Annotated in this window: 15 protein-coding genes; 7 read left to right on the forward strand and 8 right to left on the reverse strand. The window is 62.4% G+C overall.

What is annotated here, in order from left to right; all coding sequences use genetic code 11:
* Positions 1-22: 22 nt before the first annotated feature.
* Together dsdC and AB5Y70_RS06665 are read left to right on the forward strand one after the other, a co-directional pair.
* Positions 23-967, forward strand: a complete 945-nt coding sequence (gene dsdC, locus AB5Y70_RS06660) for a DNA-binding transcriptional regulator DsdC (RefSeq protein WP_010673633.1) — start codon at positions 23-25, stop codon at positions 965-967.
* 349 nt (positions 968-1,316) lie between these two features.
* A complete protein-coding gene (locus AB5Y70_RS06665) occupies positions 1,317-1,724 on the forward strand; it encodes an H-NS family nucleoid-associated regulatory protein (RefSeq protein ID WP_010673634.1) in 408 nt (135 codons plus the stop codon).
* A 470-nt stretch (positions 1,725-2,194) separates the two neighbouring features.
* Here AB5Y70_RS06665 and AB5Y70_RS06670 read toward each other — a convergent pair whose 3' ends face one another.
* The 7 genes from AB5Y70_RS06670 to recN form a co-directional block, all read right to left on the reverse strand.
* On the reverse strand, positions 2,195-3,301 hold the full coding sequence (locus AB5Y70_RS06670; protein WP_010673635.1) for a 3-deoxy-7-phosphoheptulonate synthase: 1,107 nt from the start codon (positions 3,299-3,301) through the stop codon (positions 2,195-2,197).
* Positions 3,302-3,552: 251 nt separating this feature from the next.
* Positions 3,553-4,359 carry a siderophore-interacting protein gene (locus AB5Y70_RS06675; RefSeq protein ID WP_239053864.1) on the reverse strand — a complete coding sequence of 269 codons (807 nt, stop codon included), beginning with the start codon at positions 4,357-4,359 and terminating at the stop codon, positions 3,553-3,555.
* 132 nt (positions 4,360-4,491) lie between these two features.
* On the reverse strand, positions 4,492-5,865 hold the full coding sequence (locus tag AB5Y70_RS06680; RefSeq protein ID WP_041201474.1) for an efflux transporter outer membrane subunit: 1,374 nt from the start codon (positions 5,863-5,865) through the stop codon (positions 4,492-4,494).
* A complete protein-coding gene (locus AB5Y70_RS06685; RefSeq protein WP_010673638.1) occupies positions 5,862-7,880 on the reverse strand; it encodes a MacB family efflux pump subunit in 2,019 nt (672 codons plus the stop codon). The genes AB5Y70_RS06680 and AB5Y70_RS06685 overlap by 4 nt, the downstream gene beginning before the upstream one ends.
* A complete protein-coding gene (locus tag AB5Y70_RS06690) occupies positions 7,877-9,040 on the reverse strand; it encodes an efflux RND transporter periplasmic adaptor subunit (RefSeq protein ID WP_010673639.1) in 1,164 nt (387 codons plus the stop codon). Before AB5Y70_RS06690 ends, AB5Y70_RS06685 begins: the two co-directional genes overlap by 4 nt.
* A 193-nt stretch (positions 9,041-9,233) precedes the next feature.
* Complete coding sequence (locus AB5Y70_RS06695; protein ID WP_010673640.1) at positions 9,234-9,674, reverse strand: universal stress protein; 441 nt, start codon at positions 9,672-9,674, stop codon at positions 9,234-9,236.
* A 471-nt stretch (positions 9,675-10,145) separates the two neighbouring features.
* A complete protein-coding gene (recN, locus tag AB5Y70_RS06700) occupies positions 10,146-11,810 on the reverse strand; it encodes a DNA repair protein RecN (RefSeq protein ID WP_010673642.1) in 1,665 nt (554 codons plus the stop codon).
* 306 nt (positions 11,811-12,116) lie between these two features.
* Here recN and AB5Y70_RS06705 point away from each other — a divergent pair, with 306 nt between their 5' ends.
* Entirely contained in the window at positions 12,117-13,274 is a 1,158-nt protein-coding gene (locus tag AB5Y70_RS06705; protein ID WP_319882055.1) for a GGDEF domain-containing protein, read from the forward strand.
* Positions 13,275-13,298: 24 nt separating this feature from the next.
* Here the strand turns inward: AB5Y70_RS06705 and nadK are convergent, their stop codons facing one another.
* Positions 13,299-14,183 carry an NAD(+) kinase gene (nadK, locus tag AB5Y70_RS06710; RefSeq protein WP_010673644.1) on the reverse strand — a complete coding sequence of 295 codons (885 nt, stop codon included), beginning with the start codon at positions 14,181-14,183 and terminating at the stop codon, positions 13,299-13,301.
* Positions 14,184-14,446: 263 nt separating this feature from the next.
* Here nadK and grpE point away from each other — a divergent pair, with 263 nt between their 5' ends.
* The 4 genes from grpE to AB5Y70_RS06730 all read left to right on the forward strand — a co-directional run bounded on the left by grpE (position 14,447) and on the right by AB5Y70_RS06730 (position 20,381).
* Entirely contained in the window at positions 14,447-15,022 is a 576-nt protein-coding gene (grpE, locus tag AB5Y70_RS06715; RefSeq protein WP_029314044.1) for a nucleotide exchange factor GrpE, read from the forward strand.
* A 283-nt stretch (positions 15,023-15,305) separates the two neighbouring features.
* On the forward strand, positions 15,306-17,234 hold the full coding sequence (gene dnaK, locus AB5Y70_RS06720) for a molecular chaperone DnaK (RefSeq protein WP_010673646.1): 1,929 nt from the start codon (positions 15,306-15,308) through the stop codon (positions 17,232-17,234).
* Positions 17,235-17,488: 254 nt separating this feature from the next.
* Entirely contained in the window at positions 17,489-18,625 is a 1,137-nt protein-coding gene (gene dnaJ, locus AB5Y70_RS06725) for a molecular chaperone DnaJ (protein WP_010673647.1), read from the forward strand.
* 265 nt (positions 18,626-18,890) lie between these two features.
* A complete protein-coding gene (locus tag AB5Y70_RS06730) occupies positions 18,891-20,381 on the forward strand; it encodes a carbohydrate porin (protein ID WP_080767822.1) in 1,491 nt (496 codons plus the stop codon).
* Positions 20,382-20,419 lie beyond the last annotated feature (38 nt).

Below are 20,419 nucleotides of genomic sequence, written 5' to 3' on the forward strand. Positions count from 1 at the left end.
TAAAAGAGAGGGAGGCCCAACCATGCAACGCGATGAGCACCCGGGGGTGAGGAGCAAGCTGCTCAGCAGCCATCAGCTCGCCAGGCTCCACACCTTCGAGGCAGCGGCCCGCCACGGCTCCTTTGCGCTCGCCGCCGACGAGCTTTCCTTGAGCCCAAGCGCGGTGAGCCACCGCATCTCGGCCCTGGAAGAGGCGCTCGGGTTTTTGCTGTTCCAGCGCTTTCACCGCAAGGTGGCCTTGACCACGGAGGGGCAGCGCATCTTCTGGGCGCTCACCTCCTCCCTGGAGTTCATCAATCAGAAGGTGCTGGAGATCAGGGAGCAGGCGCTGTCGGGCTCCCTGACGCTGCACTCGCGCCCTTCCATCGCCCAGTGCTGGCTGGTGCCAAGGCTCGCCGATTTTTCCCGCCTGCATCCTCACATCGAGCTCAACCTGCTGACGGGCAACGAGCATATAAACCTGCACGGCTACGGCATCGATCTGACCCTCAACTTCGACGCCAGAACCCCGACGGGCCTGGCCATTCACCCCCTGATGGATGAATTCATGGTGCCGGTGTGCAGCCCTCAATACGCCAGCGACCACGGTCTGATGGGGGAGGTGGGGAATCTGCAGCAGTGCCGCCTGCTCCATGACAGGCAGGCCTGGGGCCTGGACACCGACAGCGACGAGTGGCGCACCTGGGGGAGCCACTGGCATCTCTCCCTGGAGGCCTGCTCGTCACACATGGGATTTGATCGAGCGGATCTGGCGATCCTTGCCGCCACCCACCACGCCGGTGTCGCCATGGGGCGCAGGCAGCTGGCAAGCCAGGCGCTGGCGAGCGGAGCGCTGGTGATGCCCTTCCCGGATATGGCGGTGCGCTGCGAGCCGCGTTATTACCTGGCGACCCTCCCTCATCGCCAGTGTCCCAAGATCCAGGCATTCATCCGCTGGATACAGGATCAGGCGCAAGGGGCATCCTGAAACGGGACCTGGTTTATTGTCCGCGAAGGTCATGGCCATGAGCGCACTATTTGTACAATAAGTGCCGACACTGCTGCTAAATGACCTGGCGCAGAGCGACGCGGGTAAGAGATAACAGCGTGTGCAACGGATGAGGTGAACCAGAGATTAACCGGGGAAAATAGAAAATAAAGTCCGTGAGGGTATTCCCAATAAGTATCAGGCAGGGAATTAACCACGGTGAATAATGTCCATATGGTGTCAGCGCGCTGCCGGATGGTATAAAAACATTATGTTGTTATCCAATGGGCATGCTATTCTCAAATCGTGTTATCCCTGTGACATACAAAAATAATTCTGTGAGGAAGTAATGAACGAGTTTCTGAAGGTTCTGCTGAACATTCGCAGCTTGCGCGCTGCCATTCGTGAACTGCCGTTTGAGCAACTGCAAGAAGCGAAAGAAAAGTTTGACCTGGTATATAACGAGCGTGCCGAGTCCGTTGAACAGGAACGTGCCGAACAGGAAGAGCGTCAGCGCAAACTGAATGAATTCACCGAAATGCTGCAACAGGCTGGTATCGATCCCCGTGAGCTGATCGGCAGCGTGGCGGCTCCGGCTGCGGCGGGCACCACCAAGAGCAAGCGTGCTCCCCGTCCTGCGAAATACAAGTACCAGGAAGACGGTCAGGAGAAGACCTGGACCGGTCAGGGTCGTATGCCCAAGGCCATCGCCGAGCAAGTTGCGCTGGGCAAGGATCTGAACGATTTCCTGATCTGATCGCCGGATCCGGATCTCGATAATGCCGCCTGCAGGGCGGCATTATTATTTTCAGGGTTCAGAGGATGTCGCAGTAAAACCCAATTGCGCAGGTTACTCCGGTTAATTGGAGAGCCTCGTCTGGAATAGCCATAACCATCATGTGCCCAATAAAGGTGGCGCATCATCTTCCACGCCACCTCGCCACTTATACGCACTGAGGACTCATACAGCCCGTGTTTCTTCGTCCCTTGTGAGAAACGATCATGGATACCTGCTGTGACAGAATGAAATAGCGGCGGTGGATCCTCATCTGTATGCCTGAGCGGCCCGTCTCTTTTTCATGCTGATGCATGACGCCCACCGCCTATTAATTTATCCCCTCTATTTATGGTCTGTTTGACACCGCTCTTCTGCGATATATCCGCACGATGCCGGACAATGTGCGGATGAGGCAGACACGGATTGGTGGCAAACAAATAAACCGAATGCTAGATGACGGGTTGTCCGAGTTCAGACTGAACGGCGTGTGTGTATTTTCTCCGGGTGCGGCGACGGGCCTGGACCGCCTCTGCCAGCATGGCAAGCAGGTGTTCACTCTCTTCCCAGCAGAGGCAGGCATCGGTCACTGACAGACCGTATTGCAGTTCACCCAGAGGAGCCGGTTTCTGGTTTCCTCCCAGCAAGAAGCTCTCGACCATGACGGCAGCGACGGCTTGGCTCCCTTCGCTCAGCTGGCGACAGAGCTCTTTGGCGACCTTCAGCTGGTTCGTGTGCAGCTTCTGGCTGTTGCCATGGCTGCAATCCACCATCAGGCGAGGGGGGAGTCCCTGGCGGGTGAGGCGGTCTGCTGCCTCCGCCACATCGCTCTGGTGGTAGTTGGGCAGGGTGCCGCCACGCAGAATGATATGGCCGTCGGGATTGCCTTCGCTCTTGATCACTACCATGCCGCCCTGGCTGCCGGGGGCGGTGAAGAGATGGGAGGTGGTACTGGCCTGGATGGCATCGATGGCGACCCGGATATTGCCGTCCGTACCGTTCTTGAATCCCACGGGGCAGGGCAGTGCGGAGGCCAATTGCCGGTGGACCTGAGACTCCGTGGTGCGTGCCCCGATGGCGCCCCAGCTGACGAGATCGGCGAGATAGAGAAAGCTGGTGGTGTCGAGGAATTCGGTGGCGGTGGCGAGCCCCAGTCCATTGATGTCGAGCAGCACCTGGCGTGCCAGATGCAATCCCCGATTGATGTCGTTGCTGCCGTCCAGGTGCGGATCGAAGACCAGCCCCTTCCAGCCCACCGTGGTGCGCGGCTTTTCAAAATAGGCGCGCATGACTATCTGAAGGCTGTCTTCATAGGCGGTGGCGAGTCGTGCCAGCCGTCCGGCATAGTCCAGGGCCGCGACGGGATCATGGATGGAGCAGGGGCCAATCACGACCAGCAGGCGATCGTCTTCACCTGCCAGGATCCGGCGTGCCTGATGGCGCTGGTTGTCGATGTGCCGGGCCATGTCGGCCGGACAGGGGTGCTGCGCCAGCAGCTCGGCAGGGGTGGGTAGCGCCTCTATGGCGAAGGCGCGCATGACCGAATTCAAAACTGCCATCTGGAGTTACCTTGCTGTGCATGTGTGCGATGGGGAACCCGTATGCGGCATCCTGTTGGGAGCAGACAGATTCACGGCTCATCGCAGTTGTTGAGAATGATTGTCATTATCTTGGTGTTTGTCTCAAATGCAAGTGCAATGAAATCGCCAGGCGAAGATGGGGGGAGAGAGAACGATGGCGGGGGAACCGCAGCAAAAGCAGGCCGCTTCCCCGAGGGAAGAAGCCCGCCAGTCACAAGATAAAGAGGGGATCAGCTGTCCATCACGGCGTGCCTGTCCTGATGGTAGGCGTCTTCATCCTTGCCGCTGCGCCAGTAGGGGACTGCGTAGACCCGCTGGCGCTCGGCATCCAGGGCGCGTCTGACGTGGCGGCGCAGCGGCACGACCAAGCTCTCTTCCCCGCCAAACCAGAAATAGCTCCCCTCGGCGACCATAGGCTGGGCGGTGAAATGCGCCACCAAGGTCGCGGCCTGCTCCGGATTGCCCACGAACCAGCGCAGGTCGACGCCGGCCGGCAGCGACAGATCCTGCACGTCGTCCTGATGGGGGACCAGCAGGGCGATATGGCCGAGGGCATGGGCCGGCATCACCTCCACCATGGCGCTGATGGCGGGCAGGGCGGTGAGATCCCCCGCCATGTAATAGTGCTCGGCCGTTTGCAGCATGGGGTCGGGACCGCCCGGGCCCGAGATGGCGAGCTTGTCACCCGGTTTGGCGTGCAGGGCGAAACGACTGGCGGGGCCGGCCTCGCCGTGCAGGGCGAAGTCGATGTCGAGCTCCAGCGCCTCTCGGCGAAACGCGCGTATGGTGAAGGTGCGAATGACGGGTTTCTGGGCGGGATCGAGCCAGCGAGGCCCCTTGTCGGTGGGGGTGGGCAACACTATCTCGCGCTGATCCGGTCTGGGCAGCATGATCTTGACATGAGCACCGCCACAGCTGAAGGGGTAGTCCACAAGCTCGGGGCTGGTCAGGCAGATTCGGCGCAGGTGCGGGCTCACATCCTGAACATGCTTGACGGTGAGCAGGCGGGGGCGATTGGCCGGGGCGGGTTGAGACATGGGCATACTCCTGGCTGATGATGGCGCCCATTTTTGAGGAAATGAAAACTATTATCAATTGGTTTGTGGGCAGAATGGGTCGCGATTGACCTCCTAGGGATGTCCATCGCGATCTCACACTCTCTGCCTGGGTCAGGTTCGATCGCTTCCCCCCAGCGCCCGATAGATGCCTGCCATGTTGTTGAGCTGGGCCTGCTGCTGTGCCAGCAGAGCGAGCTCGGCATCCCACAGGCGGTTCTGCTCATCCAGCCAGGGTTGCACCCCGGTGGCACCGGCCAGAAAACGGGCGCCAGCGAGCCTTTCGGCCTCCCGGGCATAGGCCCTCTGCTGCTCCAGATAGCGCAGCCGCTGATCCCCTTGCTGACGGGCGGCCAGGCCATCCTCCACTTCCAGCAGCGCGGTATAGAGCTGCTTGCGAAACTCGGTTTCGGCAATCTGGTAGTCGATGTCGGCGCTGGCGATGGAGAGCCGGGTCTTGTTGTACTCGAGGAAAGGGAGCGCCAGCGTGGCGCCCAGGGTGCCGACTGGATTTTGCAGCACCTGGGTCAGGGTATCCGAGGTGGTGCTGGCACCGCCGGTCAGGCTCAGGGTGGGATAAAAGCCGGTGCGGATCTCATCTCCCCTCGCAAGGGTCTTGCGCAACCTGAGTTCGGCGGCGCGCACATCGGGCCGCCGGGCCAGCACATCGGCGGGAATGCCGGCCGCCAGGGACGGGATCGGGCCTATGATCAGGGCGTCGGGAGCGTCAGCGAGCGGCCCGCTGCTGCGGCCCAGCAGCAGGCGAAGAGCATTGCCCGCCTGTGCCCGTTGCTGGGTGAGGGTGGCGAGCTCCGCCTGCTTGCCCGCCTTCTGCTGGCTGGCCTGTACCAGATCGAGTCGGGTCACGGCGCCCGCCTCGTATTTGGCGTGGGTCAGGCGTTCAATGCGCTCCAGATTGGCCAGTTGCTGGGTGCCCAGGGTAATGGCCGAGCCGAGGTAGGCCAGTTGCCAGTATTGCTCCAGGGTCTTGCCGATGAGCAGCAACCGGGTGGCGGCCAGATCCTGTTCGCTGGCTTGTGCCTCCCAGCTCGCCTGATCCCTTGCCGCGGCCAGTCTGCCCCAGAGATCCACTTCGTAGCTGAGGTTGAGGGAGGGGCCCAGGTTGCTGCTGGCGCTGCCATCTTTCATGTTCTTGGTGCCGCTGGCCCCGAGATTGGCGCTGACCGAGGGGGTGAGGTTGGTGTCAGCCAGATCGGCGCCGAGCAGGGCATTCTTGAGCTTGAGCCCGGCCACCCGCATGTCCGGGTTGGCGGCCAGCACCGCCTCGACCAGGCGATCGAGCGCAGGATCCTGGAATCCCTGCCACCAGGGGCCTGCCTGCTGCAAGGTGAGACCCCGGCTCTCCTGCTGCCATGCTGGCGCCACGTCGAGATCGGGTCTGTGATAGGTGCTCTGCTGGCTGCAGGCACCGAGGCTGGCGGTGAGCATCAGGCTTAGCCCGAGCCTTGATAGGTTGTGCATCGTCATTCCCTCGCCAGTGCCTCCACCGGATCGAGCCTGGCCGCATTGCGGGCGGGCAGGTAACCAAACAGGATCCCGATGAGGGAGGAGCACCCGAAGGCCATCAGGATGGAGAAGAGCGAGAAGCGCATCTGGAAGCTTTCCACGAGCAGGGAGAAGAGAGCGCCGATGAGCAGGGCGAGGCCGATACCGAGCAGCCCCCCCAGCAGGCTGACCATCACCGCCTCGATGAGGAACTGTTGCAGTATGTCGGACTGGCGGGCGCCGACGGCGATGCGGATCCCTATCTCCCGGGTGCGCTCCACCACCGAGACCAGCATGATGTTCATCACCCCGACGCCCCCGACGATGAGGGAGATCACCGCGATGGCGGAGACCAGCAGTGTCAGGGTGGCGGTGGTCTTCTCCACCGATTTGACGATGCTGTCGCTGCTGAAGGTGAAGAAGTCCTTCACGCCGTGGCGCTGGGTCAGCAGGGCGACTGCCGCCTGCTCGGCCAGGGCGGACTGGACGCCGTCCTTGACCCGGATGGTGATCTGGGTGAAGTGCTGCTGGGAGAGGAGACGGCTCATGACGGCGCTGTAGGGGAGCCAGACATTGACCGACTGGCTGCTGCGGCCAAAGCCGGTCTCCTGGGTGACCACCCCCACGATGCGCACCGGCAGGGTGCCGACCAGCACCACCTGGCCGACCGGGTCCACCTTGCCAAGCAGGCTCTCTATGGTCTTGCCATCCACCACGGCGACTGCCGTCCGGTTTCGAATGTCCCGCTCATCGAGCAGGCGCCCCTGGGTGAGCGTCATCCCCTTGACCCGGAAAAAGTCGTTGCCGACCCCGATCACGCTGCCGCTGCTGGTCTTGTTGCGATAGCGAAGCTGGCCCGACGTCGCTATCTGGGGGCTGGCCCCCTCCAGATAGGGCTGGCCGAGCAGCGCGTCGAGATCCCGCTCGTTCAGGGTCTGGATGCTGGCGGCCTTCTCGTCTCCCCAGTCCTTGCCGGGGAAGATGTCGATGGTGTTGGTGCCCATGGCGTTGATGTCGTCGATCACCTTGGCGCGCGCCCCCTGACCCAGCGCCACCACGCTGACCACGGCGGCGATGCCGATGATGATGCCGAGCATGGTGAGGAAGGTGCGCATGCGATGGGCCAGCATGGCGTGCAGGGCCATGCGCCCCGCCTCCCGGTAGCGATCCCAGCCCCGGCTTGCGGTGCGGACGACGGCTCCTGTGCCCTGTGCATCTTGCCCGACAGAGGGAGGGGCCAGCTGGCTGCCGTCACCTGGCAGCGGGTGGGCCTGCGCCCCGGATGGGGAGGCTGCGTTGTCATCGGTCGCCCGATGGCCGCTGTCCTCCACTACCCGCCCGTCACGCAGGGTGATGATGCGATCCGCATGGCTTGCCACCGCCATGTCGTGGGTCACCAGAATGATGGTGTGGCCCTGGGCGTGCAGCTCCTTGAGGATGGCCATCACCTCCTTGCCGCTCTGGCTGTCGAGAGCGCCGGTGGGTTCGTCCGCCAGGATCACCTCGCCGCCGTTGGCGAGCGCCCGGGCAATACTGACCCGCTGCTGCTGACCGCCGGAGAGCTGGCCGGGTCTGTGGTGGCTGCGATCCTGCAGTCCCAGGCGGGTCAGCAAGGTGCGGGCTCGGGCCTGGCGATCAAGGCGGGCAGTGCCGGCATAGATGGCGGGGATCTCCACGTTGGCGGCCGCGTCCAGATGGGGCAGCAGGTGATAGCGCTGGAAGATGAAGCCGAAGTGGTGGCAGCGCAGCCGTGCCAGGGAGAGGGCATCCAGGGTCGCGGTGTCCTGGCCGCGAAACAGATACTGGCCCCCGCTCGGGCGATCGAGGCAGCCCAGCAGGTTCATCAGGGTCGATTTGCCGGAGCCGGAGGCGCCGACGATGGCCACCATCTCCCCGGCATCGATGGCGAGATCCAGCGGGTGCAGCACGGTCACTTCGTGCTCTCCGCTCTGGTAGCGCCGCTCGATGCCCTTGAGACGGATCAGGGGCTCGCTCACGGCACCATCTCCCCTTCATCGTGCAGTGCCGGCTTGCCCTGCTCCAGGATCACCTTCTCCTGCTCGGTCAGGCCGCTCACCACCTCAATCTTGATGTCATCCTTCATGCCGGTCTTGATGCGGCGGGTCTCTCTCTGGTCCCCTGCCTTGAGCAGGCTGACCTCGTACTCGTTGTCGCCAGTCTTCTTGCCGAGGGCGGTCTGGGGAATGGCCAGTACCTGCTTGCGCTCGCCGAGTACGATGGTGACCTGGGTCGTCATGGCGACCCTCAACTGATGGCCGGGGTTGGGCACATCGAACAGGGCATAGTAGTAGATGGCCGCATTGCTGGTGGCTGTGGTGCTGGCCGTCTGCTCATTGATGTTGGTGGGGGCCAGCTCGACCGTGCGCAGGGTACCGTGGTAGCGAGTATCCGGATCCCCTATCAGGGTGAAATAGACCGGCATGCCCGCCTTGACACGGGTGACGTCCGCTTCGGAGATCTGGGCCTTGACCGTCATGGTGTCGAGATTGGCGAGCTTGAGCAGGGTCGGTACCGTCTGGCTGGCGGCCAGAGTCTGCCCCTGCCGGGTGACGATGGAGACGACGGTACCATCCATGGGGGCCTGAATGCGGTTGTAGCCGAGCTCCGTCTTGGCGCGCTCCACCTTGATGATGGCGTTGTCGATGTCGGCCTGGGCGCTTTGCAGCTCGGCCCGGGTGACGGCAAGCTGGGCTTCGGCGCTCTCCAGATCCGCACGAGAGCTCGCTTCCTGCCGAAACATTTGCTGCTGGCGGCGCCAGGCAAGCTCGTTCTGTTTGAGCTGTGCCTGCTTGATCTTGAGCTGGGCGCGGCGGCTGGCCAGCTCCGCTTCGGCGGTCTTGAGGTTGTTCTGGGCGATCAGGGGATCGATCTCCGCCAGCAGCTCTCCTTGTTTGACCTGTTGACCCGCTTCCACCGCGAGATAGGTGACCTGACCCGAGACCTGGGCCCCCACATCCACCTGCTCGATTGCCTGCAGTACGCCACTGGCGAGCACCGTCTGCTCCACATCCTGGCGGGTTACCGTTGCGGTCAGTACCGGGTCCGGTGTGTTGCCTGGCCAGGCCAGCCAGGTGACGAGAGGGATCAGCACAAGGGCGAGCAGGGCGAGCTTGCCGGGTTTTCGAAGAGCTTTCATTTATCACCTGAACGAAACGAGCGAAGGCGTGCAAGGGCCATATCGTGCAGCAAATGGCCCTCAAAAAGAAGCGAGCAATGTGTAAGAAATCGTGTGGTTCTGGCGGTGACGCACTGGAGGAGGCCAAGCTGGGGGAGGATGACGGCGGGCGTCAGAAACAAGAAGACCCGCTCAGGGAGCGGGTCTTGTGGCATCAACCGACGGCTTTGAGCAAGGCGGCGTGAGGCTCGTGGCAGATCTGGATATCGAGGGGCAGTTTGTAGAGGAGCAGGCGGGCCAGCGAGCCCTCCATCCAGTGATGACGGCTGCCGACCAGCAAGAGATCGGCGGGGTGGGCGGCCAGCCAGTGCTGGAGATCCGGCACCACGTCATCCACCACCAGACACTGGTAATCCACCGGATGAGACAGCTGGGTGATGAGTTCACTGATGATCGCCTTGGCATCCAGGGTGCCCTGGGCGCTGCGCTCCTCTTGTGACAGGGACAGACTATTGCGACGGGTCTTGCTGCTGTGGGTCAGGTGCAACAAGGTCAGGTTGGCGCCCAGCCCTTGTGCCAGACGGCTCGCCTTGGCCAGTGTCTCCTGCTCGTAATCCTTGCCTTCCAGCAACAGCACAATATTGGTCGGGCTCATAAGCAGTTCTCCTTGGCAGGTGCGGGTCAGACGGCGGAAGCGCGCTCCCATTCTCCCTTCCCGCGAAATGTCAGCTCAAACGAACCCGGTGTGTTTGCATCAAGCGTCACCTTCTGTCGATGGCAACTGAAGGTACCGAGTCCGTTTACATCATCATAACAGACTGAGTTGAATGGAAAATGAAGGAGTGGGTCCGTTCGATATATGAATGAGTGCAACGAAGATGAGTGGCGTTCTGACCATGGCGATGGAAGCCCGACTGGGTGATGACCAGGCTAACAGGCTCAGATTGAGCATCAAGACACGTGCCGCGGATTAGCCAGGGCAGCCCCTCTTTCTTGCTTGCGGTTCACGGCATCGGTCAACCAGGCCGGCGCCGTCGGCAAGAGGCTTCAACTGGCCACCGCGATGATGACTCGGTCAATCTAAAAGGGGCGACATGGACGGGAGGATGTCCCGCCCGCCCCGTGGTCAGCTTGCGAGCAACTCACGGGCATTGGCCAGGGTGTTATCGGTGATCTGATCGCCCCCCAGCAGGCGGGCCAGTTCGTTGAGCCGGGCGCCCGGGGTGAGCGCCTGCATCTGGGTTTCCGTTGTCTTGCCGTCGGTGTGTTTGCTCACCACCATGTGCTGGTGACCCTTGCCTGCCACCTGGGGCAGGTGGGTGACCACCATCACCTGGGTGGATTCGCCGAGCTGGCGCAACAGGCGGCCCACCACGGCGGCGGTCGGGCCGCTGATCCCCACATCCACTTCGTCGAAGATAAGGGTCGGGGTGGAGATCTTGCGTGCACTGATCACCACGATGGCGAGGCTGATACGCGACAGCTCGCCGCCGGAAGCCACCTTGCCGAGCGGTTGGATGGGCTGACCCGGGTTGGTGGTGACCATGAACTCCACCCGATCGATGCCAAGGGGCGAGAGGCTGCTCTGGGCATCGGGTCGCACCTCGATGGCGAAGCGGCCATCGGGCATCGCCAGTTCGTGCATGCTGGCGCTTACCTTCGCGCCCAGCTCCTCGGCATAGCGCTGGCGGCTCTGGCTCAGGGCCTCGGCGGCCTGCACGAAGGCCTGGCGGGCCGAGGCCAGCTCGTCCTCCATCCCCTCGAGTCGCTCTTCGTCGGAGTGCAGGCGTGCGAGGTCGCTGGCCAGCTCCTGATGGTAGTGGGCCAGCTCCGCCGGTTTGACATGGTGCTTGCGTGCCAGGTTGATGGCCTTGGAGAGGCGGCTCTCCAGCTCGTTGAAGCGCTCTGGATCCAGTTCCAGCCGGTCGAGATAGCTGCGCAGCTCGCTGTGGCTCTCCTGTACGCCGATCAGGGCTTCGTTGAGCATGCCGAGCACGTTGCCCAGCCGGCTGTCCATGCCGACCAGGGTCTCGGCCCTGTCCACCGCCGTTTGCAGCAGACCGGCGATGGTGGTCTCTTCATTGTCATAGAGCAGATCGAGGCAATACCCGCACTCCTGCATCAGCTCGGTGCCATTGGCGAGCCGCTGATGCTCCTCTTCAATCTCTTCAAACTCTCCCGGCTGAAGGGCAAATTCGTCCAGCTCCTGCACCTGGTATTCGATGAGTTGACGGCGGGCTTCCCGCTGCTGCTGCTCGGCCTTGAGCCGGTTGAGCTCGTTTTGCAACTGGCGCCACTGCTGGTAGTGGCGGCGCACATCGTCGAGGAGCAAATGATGACCGGCGTAGCCGTCCAGCAGGGCGAGCTGGTAATCGGGTTTGAGCAGCATCTGGTGAGCGTGCTGACCGTGGACGTTGACCAGCAGTTGACCCAGGTTCCTGAGCTGGGCGAGGGGGACGGGAACCCCGTTGATATAGCTGCGAGAGCGCCCCTCGGCGGACAGTACCCGCCGGACGATGCACTCACCGTCATTTTCAAGCTCGTTGGTGGCGAGCCAGGCCCGGGCGGCAGGATTTCCCTCCAGCAGGAAGCGGGCACTCACCTCGGTCTTGTCGCTGCCCGGGCGCACCATGCTGGCTTCGGCGCGCTCCCCCAGGCACAGCCCCAGAGCATCGATGGCGATGGATTTGCCCGCGCCGGTCTCCCCGGTGATGCAGGTCATCCCCGGTTGCAGATCGAGCTCGAGAAACTTGACGATGGCGAAGTTGTTGACGGTCAGCTGGGTCAGCATGGTCTCATCCTGTATGGGCCAACATTACTGTGTATGCATACAGTATATACTGGTCTTATATACAGTAAAGTGGGCAGGGAGGATTTTTGCGAAACAGGGGGAGGGCAAGGATGTCAAGGCCGCGGCATGGGGGTGACGCCGATCCGATGGCCTGCAAAATCAACCTGCGTACCTGGCATGGGCTGAGGTGATTCGAGAAGCCACCTTGAGGCGCTCTCTTGTGGTGAGTGGCTGGCTGAGACACACTCGAACCAGTCCTGGTTGAGCCTGGGCTGTGCACAGACCTCTTCGCAAGGATGCGTCACGATGATCCATACCCCGACCCTGCTGCTGATCTCCCTGGCAATCAACCTGATGTCGGGGCTGATCATGCTATTCATCCACTCCCTGAAGCCGGGTCGAGGCAACTTTCTGTACTGGTCCCTCTCCGCTTTTCTCTTCTCCCTCTCCATCCTGCTGCTCAGTCTGGGGGTGTTGGGCGGCCATCCGGCGCTGGGCATCCGGGTCGGCGGCCTGGTCTCGCTCATGAGCATCCTGCTGTTGCTCGCCGGTTTTTGTGCGCTTTACGAGCGCGCATGGCATCCCCGTGCCGTGGGGGGAGGCGTGGCGGTGTTGCTGCTGCTCTATCTGGGATTGTCCAGCCTCGCCCCCGTGCGCATTGTGCTGGCTCTGATGGAATCGATGTTGTACCTGTGGTGCGCCTGCCTCATCGTCTCTCTCGGCCGGCAACAGAAGCGGGTGCTCCATGCGGTGGCGCTCATTTACCTGCTGCATTTCACCATCCTGCTGAGCCAGGGGGGGCTGCTCTTGCTGGGAGTCGAAGAGCGGATGGGGGACGGAGGTTGGCTCGATCTCATCTTCTTCATGCACATGGTGCTGACCATCGGCTCGGTGTTGTTGCTGCCTCTGGTGGCCTATGTGGAGACGGAGGAGGCATTGCTGGCGCTCTCGGAGCGGGATCCCCTCACCGGGGTGCTCAATCGGCGCGGCCTCTTCAGGCACGGAGAGGGTACTACGCCTGGCCAGACGCGCTGCGTGGTGGTCCTGGACATCGATCACTTCAAGCGGGTCAACGACCAGTTTGGTCACGGCTGCGGGGATGAGGTCATTCGCTATGTGGCCGGGGTGCTGGTGGCCGAGGTACGCAAGGATGATCTGGTGGGGCGCATCGGTGGCGAGGAGTTTGCCATCATCATGGGGGGCGTGAGCGGCCAGATGGCCCGCGACATCTGTGACCGGATCCGCCGCCAGATAGAGACGGGCTCCCGGCAGGGGGCTTGCCTGCCGTGCGAGGGGGTTACGGTGAGCATGGGGGTTGTGTGCGCCAGTGCCGAGGCTGACCTGGCACTGATGCTGACCAAAGCCGATGCTGCCATGTACCGGGTGAAGGAAGCGGGGCGAAACGGGGTGCATCTGGCATTCGAGCCGGCACCGCCTCGGCTGGTCGAAAGCAGCGAGGGGTAGACCCTCGCCACCGGTGGTGCCTGGCTAGAAGAGCTTGCTGCCCCAACCGAGCTTGTTGCGCAGCACGTGGAAGTAGCTGTAATCCAGCGGATGCACCAGATGAAGCTTGTGGCTGCTCTTCTTGATGAGGATCTCGTCTCCCGGGTGGACCGCCAGGGTGACCTGGCCGTCGCAGCTCACCTGCATGGCGTCGTCCTGGTTGTCCGGCGAGACCAGCAGCCGCACTTCGCTGTCCGCATCCAGCACGATGGGGCGGCTGCTCAGGGTATGCGGGAACATGGGCACCAGCGTGATGGCGTTGAGTTTGGGGGTGAGAATGGCGCCCCCTGCCGACAGGGAGTAGGCGGTGGAGCCGGTGGGTGTCGCCACTATGATGCCGTCCGAGCGCTGGCTGTACATGAAGCTGCCGTCGATGTAGACCTCGAACTCGATCATGTGGGCGATCTTGCCCGGGTGAAGCACCGCCTCGTTGACCGCGAGGTTGCTCGACTTGCGCTCCCCGTGGCGATAGACGGCGGCCTCCAGCAGGAAGCGATGCTCGCTCTTGAAGTGACCCGAGAGCACCTGCTCCAGGGGCAGCAGATAATCTTGGGGCGAGAGATCGGTCAGGAAGCCGAGGTTGCCCCGGTTCACCCCGATCACCGCCACATCGAACCGTGACAGCACCCGGGCGGCCCCCAGCATGTTGCCGTCACCGCCGACGACGATGGCGAGATCCGCCTGCTCGCCGAGCTGCACCAGATCCATCACGTTCTCCCCGAGCAGCCCCAGAGTATGGGCCACCCGGCTCTCCAGCAGCACGCGAAAGCCACGGCTGGTCAGGTACTGATACAGGCCGGTCAGGGTCTGGTTGGCCCCCTCGTGATGGGGCTTGCCGATGAGGGCAACGGTTTTGAACGGAGAATCCATAGGTTATCGGGTCTGGGAGAGTCTTGGGGGGAGTATACCGCGCTTTGCCGGGGATTTGTCTGCCTCCGTGGCGGTTGGTGCAATCGGCCCCGAAAAGGGGCTGCCTGGCACGCGGATGGGCGCCATTGTGCCCGATCTGCCCTTTTCCCCTTGAAAGCCGGGGCTGTGTCCCCATAATAGCGCCAACACAGGGTCTGCTGGCGCGTGTCGCTTGTCTGAACGCCAGCCACCCTCACACGCAACCCCTGAATATTGGAGATGTCATGAGCCACGAAGAACAAAAGGTTGAAGCGATGGAGCAAGTGGAAGCCCAGCCAGTCGAGCCGACCGATGTAGACAGTGAAGTGACAGCCGAGCAGGCCCGCATCGCCGAGCTGGAGGCCCAGCTGGAGGCGGCCCAGCAGGCTTCCCTGGAAGAGCGCGAGCGCGCCATTCGCGCCGTCGCCGAGATGGAGAACCTGCGTCGCCGTGCCGCTCAGGACGTGGAGAAAGCCCACAAGTTTGCACTGGAGAAGTTCGCGGCAGAGCTCTTGCCGGTGCTGGACAACCTGGAGCGCGCCATCGAGCTGGCGGACAAGGAGAACGACACTCTCAAGCCGATGATTGAAGGGGTCGAGCTGACCCTGAAATCCATGCAGAGCGGCGTGGCCAAGTTTGGCCTGGTGGCGCTGGACCCGACCAACCAGCCGTTCGACCCCAATGCCCACCAGGCCATGAGCATGGTGCCCAGTGCCGACGTGGCGCCGAACACAGTGATCGCCGTGATGCAGAAGGGCTACGAGCTCAATGGCCGCGTCATCCGCCCGGCCATGGTGATGGTCTCCAAGTCCGCTGACTGATCACGCTGTTCTCACCAAGCCCGCCGCTTGGCGGGCTTTTTGTTGGATGTGGCGCCAAAAAACGTGTCTGGCGTCATTTGGCTGTCAGGTGGTCTGTATGCAGGTTTTTTCAGGGCCGGACTTGAAGCGCCGACTTGAGACCCCATATAGGTTGCAAGGCCACGGCGGCACAAAAAATTTGATGCCGGGAGCTTGAAAGCCACAGTGGCAGGCCCCACCTAGCCGTTAACGTATCAAGGCGAGCCCCTCGCCAGTTTATTCAAAGTATTTGGAGATTCGTCAAATGGGTAAAATCATCGGTATTGACCTGGGTACTACCAACTCCTGCGTCGCTATTCTGGATGGCGACCATGCTCGCGTGATCGAGAACGCGGAAGGCGACCGTACTACTCCGTCCATCATTGCCTATGCCGATGACGGCGAAATCCTGGTTGGTCAGCCGGCCAAGCGCCAAGCCATCACCAACCCGAAGAACACGCTGTTCGCCATCAAGCGTCTGATCGGCCGTCGTTTCGAAGATGACGAAGTACAACGTGACCTGAAAATCATGCCGTACGCCATCGCCAAGGCCGACAACGGTGACGCCTGGGTTGAAGTGAAAGGCAAGAAAATGGCACCGCCGCAGATCTCTGCCGAAGTGCTGAAAAAGATGAAGAAGACCGCCGAGGACTACCTGGGCGAGCCGGTGACCGAAGCCGTTATCACCGTACCGGCCTACTTCAACGACGCCCAGCGTCAGGCCACCAAGGATGCCGGTCGCATCGCCGGTCTGGATGTAAAACGCATCATCAACGAACCGACTGCTGCGGCTTTCGCCTACGGCGTCAACAAGGTCAAGGGCGAGCGCAAGGTTGCCGTATACGACCTGGGTGGCGGTACCTTCGATATCTCCATCATCGAGATCGACGAAGTCGAAGGGGAAACCACCTTCGAAGTACTGGCGACCAACGGTAACACCCACCTGGGTGGTGAAGACTTCGACAACCGCGTCATCAACTACCTGGTTGACGAGTTCAAGCGCGAGCAGGGCATTGACCTGCGCAACGACCAGCTGGCCCTGCAGCGTCTGAAAGATGCCGCCGAAAAAGCCAAGATCGAGCTCTCTTCTGCCCAGCAGACCGACGTGAACCTGCCGTACATCACAGCAGATGCCACCGGTCCGAAGCACATGAACATCAAGGTGACCCGCGCCAAGCTGGAATCCCTGGTGGAAGACATGGTGAAAGACTCCCTGGAGCCGGTTCGTGTCGCCCTGAAAGACTCCGGTCTGGCGGTTGGCGAGATCGACGACGTCATCCTGGTGGGCGGTCAGACCCGTATGCCGCTGGTTCAGAAGACCGTGGCCGACTTCTTCGGCAAAGAGCCGCGCAAAGACGTCAACCCGGACGAAGCCGTGGCCATGGGGGCTGCCATCCAGGGTGCCGTGCTGTCCGGTGACAAGACCGACGTACTGCTGCTGGACGTGACTCCGCTCTCCCTGGGGATCGAGACCATGGGCAGCGTGATGACCGCGCTCATCGAGAAGAACACCACCATTCCGACCAAGAAGTCCCAGGTGTTCTCCACCGCCGAAGACAACCAGTCTGCCGTGACCATTCACGTGCTGCAGGGTGAGCGCAAGCGCGCCAGCGACAACAAGTCCCTGGGCCAGTTCAACCTGGAAGGCATCCGCCCGGCACCGCGCGGTCTGCCGCAGATCGAAGTGACCTTCGACATCGATGCCAACGGCATCCTGCACGTCTCCGCGAAAGACAAGGAGACCAACAAGGAGCAGAAGATCACCATCCAGGCCTCTTCCGGTCTGTCTGATGACGAGATCGAACGCATGGTACGCGAAGCCGAAGCCAACGCGGCCGAGGACAAGAAGTTCGAAGAGCTGGTGCAGGCCCGCAACCAGGCTGACGGTCTGGTCCACTCCGTGCGCAAGCAGGTCACCGAAGCCGGTGAAGCCCTGCCTGCCGACGAGAAGACCAAGATCGAGACTGCCCTGAGCGAGCTGGAATCCGCCATCAAGGGTGACGACAAGGCTGCCATCGAAGCCAAGCAGCAAGCGCTGCTGGAAGCGTCCCAGAAGCTGATGGAAATTGCCCAGCAGCAGGCTCAGGCGCAAGGCGCCGCCGGTGCTGACGCCGGTCAGTCCTCCTCTTCTGCCAAGGCTGACGACGACGTGGTCGACGCCGAGTTCGAAGAAGTGAAAGACGACAAGAAGTAAGCCCGACCCGGATGGGCGAAGTCCGCTTCGCCCATCGGCTCAGAATCTGTTCACGGTCTGTCGCGAGAGGCCGTCAGCAAGGTAAAGAGCAGCGCAGGAACCGGAGCGTATAGATATACGTGAGGATTCCGAGCAGCACATGAGCCTTGATCACGGCTTCGTAGCAAGAGTGTGAGCAGATTCGTCAATGAATTTACGGGCGTTGGGTAACCAACGCCCGTCTGCGTAACTGCTGATATAGCAACAGGATGAGTATGTCGAAGCGCGATTTCTACGAAGTGCTCGGGGTGTCGAAAGGTGCCGACGAGCGCGAGATCAAGAAGGCGTACAAGCGTCTGGCCATGAAGTATCACCCGGATCGCAACCAGGGTGATGCCGGGGCTGAAGAGAAGTTCAAAGAGGTCAAGGAAGCCTACGAGGTCCTGACCGACGAGAACCTGCGTGCCCGTTATGACCAGTACGGTCATGCCGGGGTGGATCCGAGCCAGGGTGGCGGCCACGGCGGCTTTGGCGGTGGTGCCGATTTCGGCGACATCTTCGGCGACGTGTTTGGCGACATCTTCGGTGGTCGCGGGGGCGGTCGTCGCGGCCCGGCCCGTGGCGCCGATCTGCGCTACAACATGGAGCTGACGCTGGAAGAGGCGGTGCGCGGGGTCTCCAAGGAGATCAAGATCCCGACCCAGGTCCACTGCGAAGTCTGCAACGGCTCCGGTGCCCATACCGGCAGCCAGGCCCAGACCTGCCCCACCTGCCACGGCTCCGGCCAGGTGCAGATGCGCCAGGGCTTCTTCGCGGTGCAGCAGCCTTGCCCCCACTGTCACGGTCGCGGCAAGATCATCAAGGATCCGTGCCGCAAGTGCCATGGGGAAGGGCGCTACCAGAAGACCAAGACCCTGTCGGTCAAGATCCCGGCCGGGGTCGATACCGGGGATCGCATCCGTCTCTCCGGCGAAGGGGAAGCGGGGGAAACCGGCGCATCGGCGGGGGATCTGTACGTACAGGTTCACGTGCGCGAGCACGAGATCTTCGTCCGTGACGGCAACGACCTCTACTGCGAAGTGCCCATCAGCTTCACCACGGCGGCGCTCGGCGGCGAGATTGAAGTGCCGACCCTGGATGGCCGGGTCAAGCTCAAGGTGACCCCGGAGACCCAGACCGGCAAGCTGTTCCGCCTGCGGGGCAAGGGCGTCAAGTCCGTGCGCTCCGGCCAGGTGGGGGATCTGATGTGCAAGGTGGTGATCGAGACTCCGGTCAAGCTGACCGAGACCCAGAAAGATCTGCTGCGCCAGCTGGACGACTCCTTCAGCGGCGCCGCTGCCAAGACTCACAAGCCGAAATCCGAAGGCTTCTTCGAAGGGGTGAAACGCTTCTTCGACGACCTGACTAAATAAACGCGACCCGCGTTACCCAAGCCGGCACGGATGTGCCGGCTTTTTTTTTGCCCGCCATCTGGCCTGGATCCTCCCTTATTGAGTGGATCCCGATGAGGGATCCTCCTCACAACTTCCACCAATTCCCCCTGTACAAATGTTATCCCGCTCACACTCCTGCTGAAACGGTTTAGCTGGCATATTGAGTCAGCTAAAGCGGTTTAGCTATCCTCGGCTCGTCAACAACAACAGAGCCCGGACGGGCGACAGAAGACAGGTGAGGACGATGACGATGTTCAAGAGCAAGTTGGCGCTGGCCGTGGCGCTGGGATTGGGAATGAGCAGCCCGCTGTGGGCGGCGGATGGTGGTATCGAGGCTCGTCTGGCGGCGCTGGAGGCGCGGGTGCAGGCAGCCGAGGCGCGCGCCACCGCTGCCGAAGCGCGGGCCGACGAGGCCCAGAGCAAGGCGAGCGAAGCCCGCGAGACCGCCGCCGTGGCCAAGGCCCAGAGCGAGAAGGTGGACAAGCAGACCGCCGGTGCCCAGGGCTTCGAGTTCCACGGCTATGCCCGCTCGGGCCTGCTGGTGAACGGCAACGGCAATGGTGGCCGCGGCGGCCCCTACATCACCCCGGCCGGCTCGGTGGGCGGCGCCGTGGGTCGCCTTGGCAACGAGGATGACACCTACATGGAGGCCAACCTGCTGAAGACCCAGACCTTCGACGATGGCAGCTGGGCCCGCTACAAGCTGATGCTGGCGGACGGGGTGGAGACCAGCAACGACTGGACCGCCAGCGATTCCAGCCTCAACACCCGCCAGGTGTTTGCCGAAATCGGCGATCTGGCGAGCTTCAGCGGTCCTTTCCAGCACTCGGTGCTCTGGGCGGGCAAGCGCTTTGACCGGGACAACTTCGACATCCACTGGCTCGACTCGGACGTGGTCTTCCTGGCCGGTACCGGCGGCGGCGTCTACGACGTGCAGCTGGCCGACAGCTGGAAGGCAAACTTCTCCCTCTACGGGCGCGACTACGGCGACATCAGCGCGAGCGGTCTCTCCGACATCGAGAGCTACATCCTCACCATGAACAACCGCGTTGGCAACTGGCAGTGGATGCTGAACGGCCTCTCCGCCAAGGATAACGAGGCGCGCATCAACGACGGCGGCGCGGGCAGCGAAGCGGCGAACAAGGGTGCCCACACCCTGGTGGCCTACCACGCCGACAGCTTCTTTGGCATCAACCCCGGTTTCTCCAAGGCGGCGGTGCTGTATGGCCACGGTCTGGGTGCCGAGCTCAAGGGGCTGGGCTCCGACAGCGAGCTGCTGCCGGATGCCGATGCGGTGCGGGTCGCCGTGTTTGGCGCCACCGATCTTGCGCCCCGCTGGCGTGTGGCCCCGGCCCTGCTGGCCGAGCACAGCCAGGATCGTTACGTGAAAGGGGACGAGTACCGCTGGGTGACCCTCAATGGCCGCCTGGCCCAGGTGCTGAGCCAGAACGTCGAGCTGGTTTACGAGGCGACCTGGCAGTACATGGACCTCGATCCCAAGGGCTACAAGGGTCGTCAGGCGGTGAGCGGCGATTTCACCAAGCTTACCTTCGCGCCGACCTTCAAGGCGCAGACCGCCGGCTTCTTCGAGCGGCCCGAGCTTCGGGTGTTCGCCACCTGGATGGACTGGTCCTCCGAGCTCGACAACTACGCCAGCTCCGATGCCATGGGCCAGAGCAACTTCACCGCCGGGGGCGAGTGGAACTTTGGCGTGCAGATGGAAACCTGGTTCTAGTTCGTTATCCCGATCACAAAAATGGCAGGCGGCCCCGG

The organism is Aeromonas sp. s1(2024) (assembly GCF_040908005.1).
GTDB classification, from domain to species: domain Bacteria; phylum Pseudomonadota; class Gammaproteobacteria; order Enterobacterales; family Aeromonadaceae; genus Aeromonas; species Aeromonas caviae.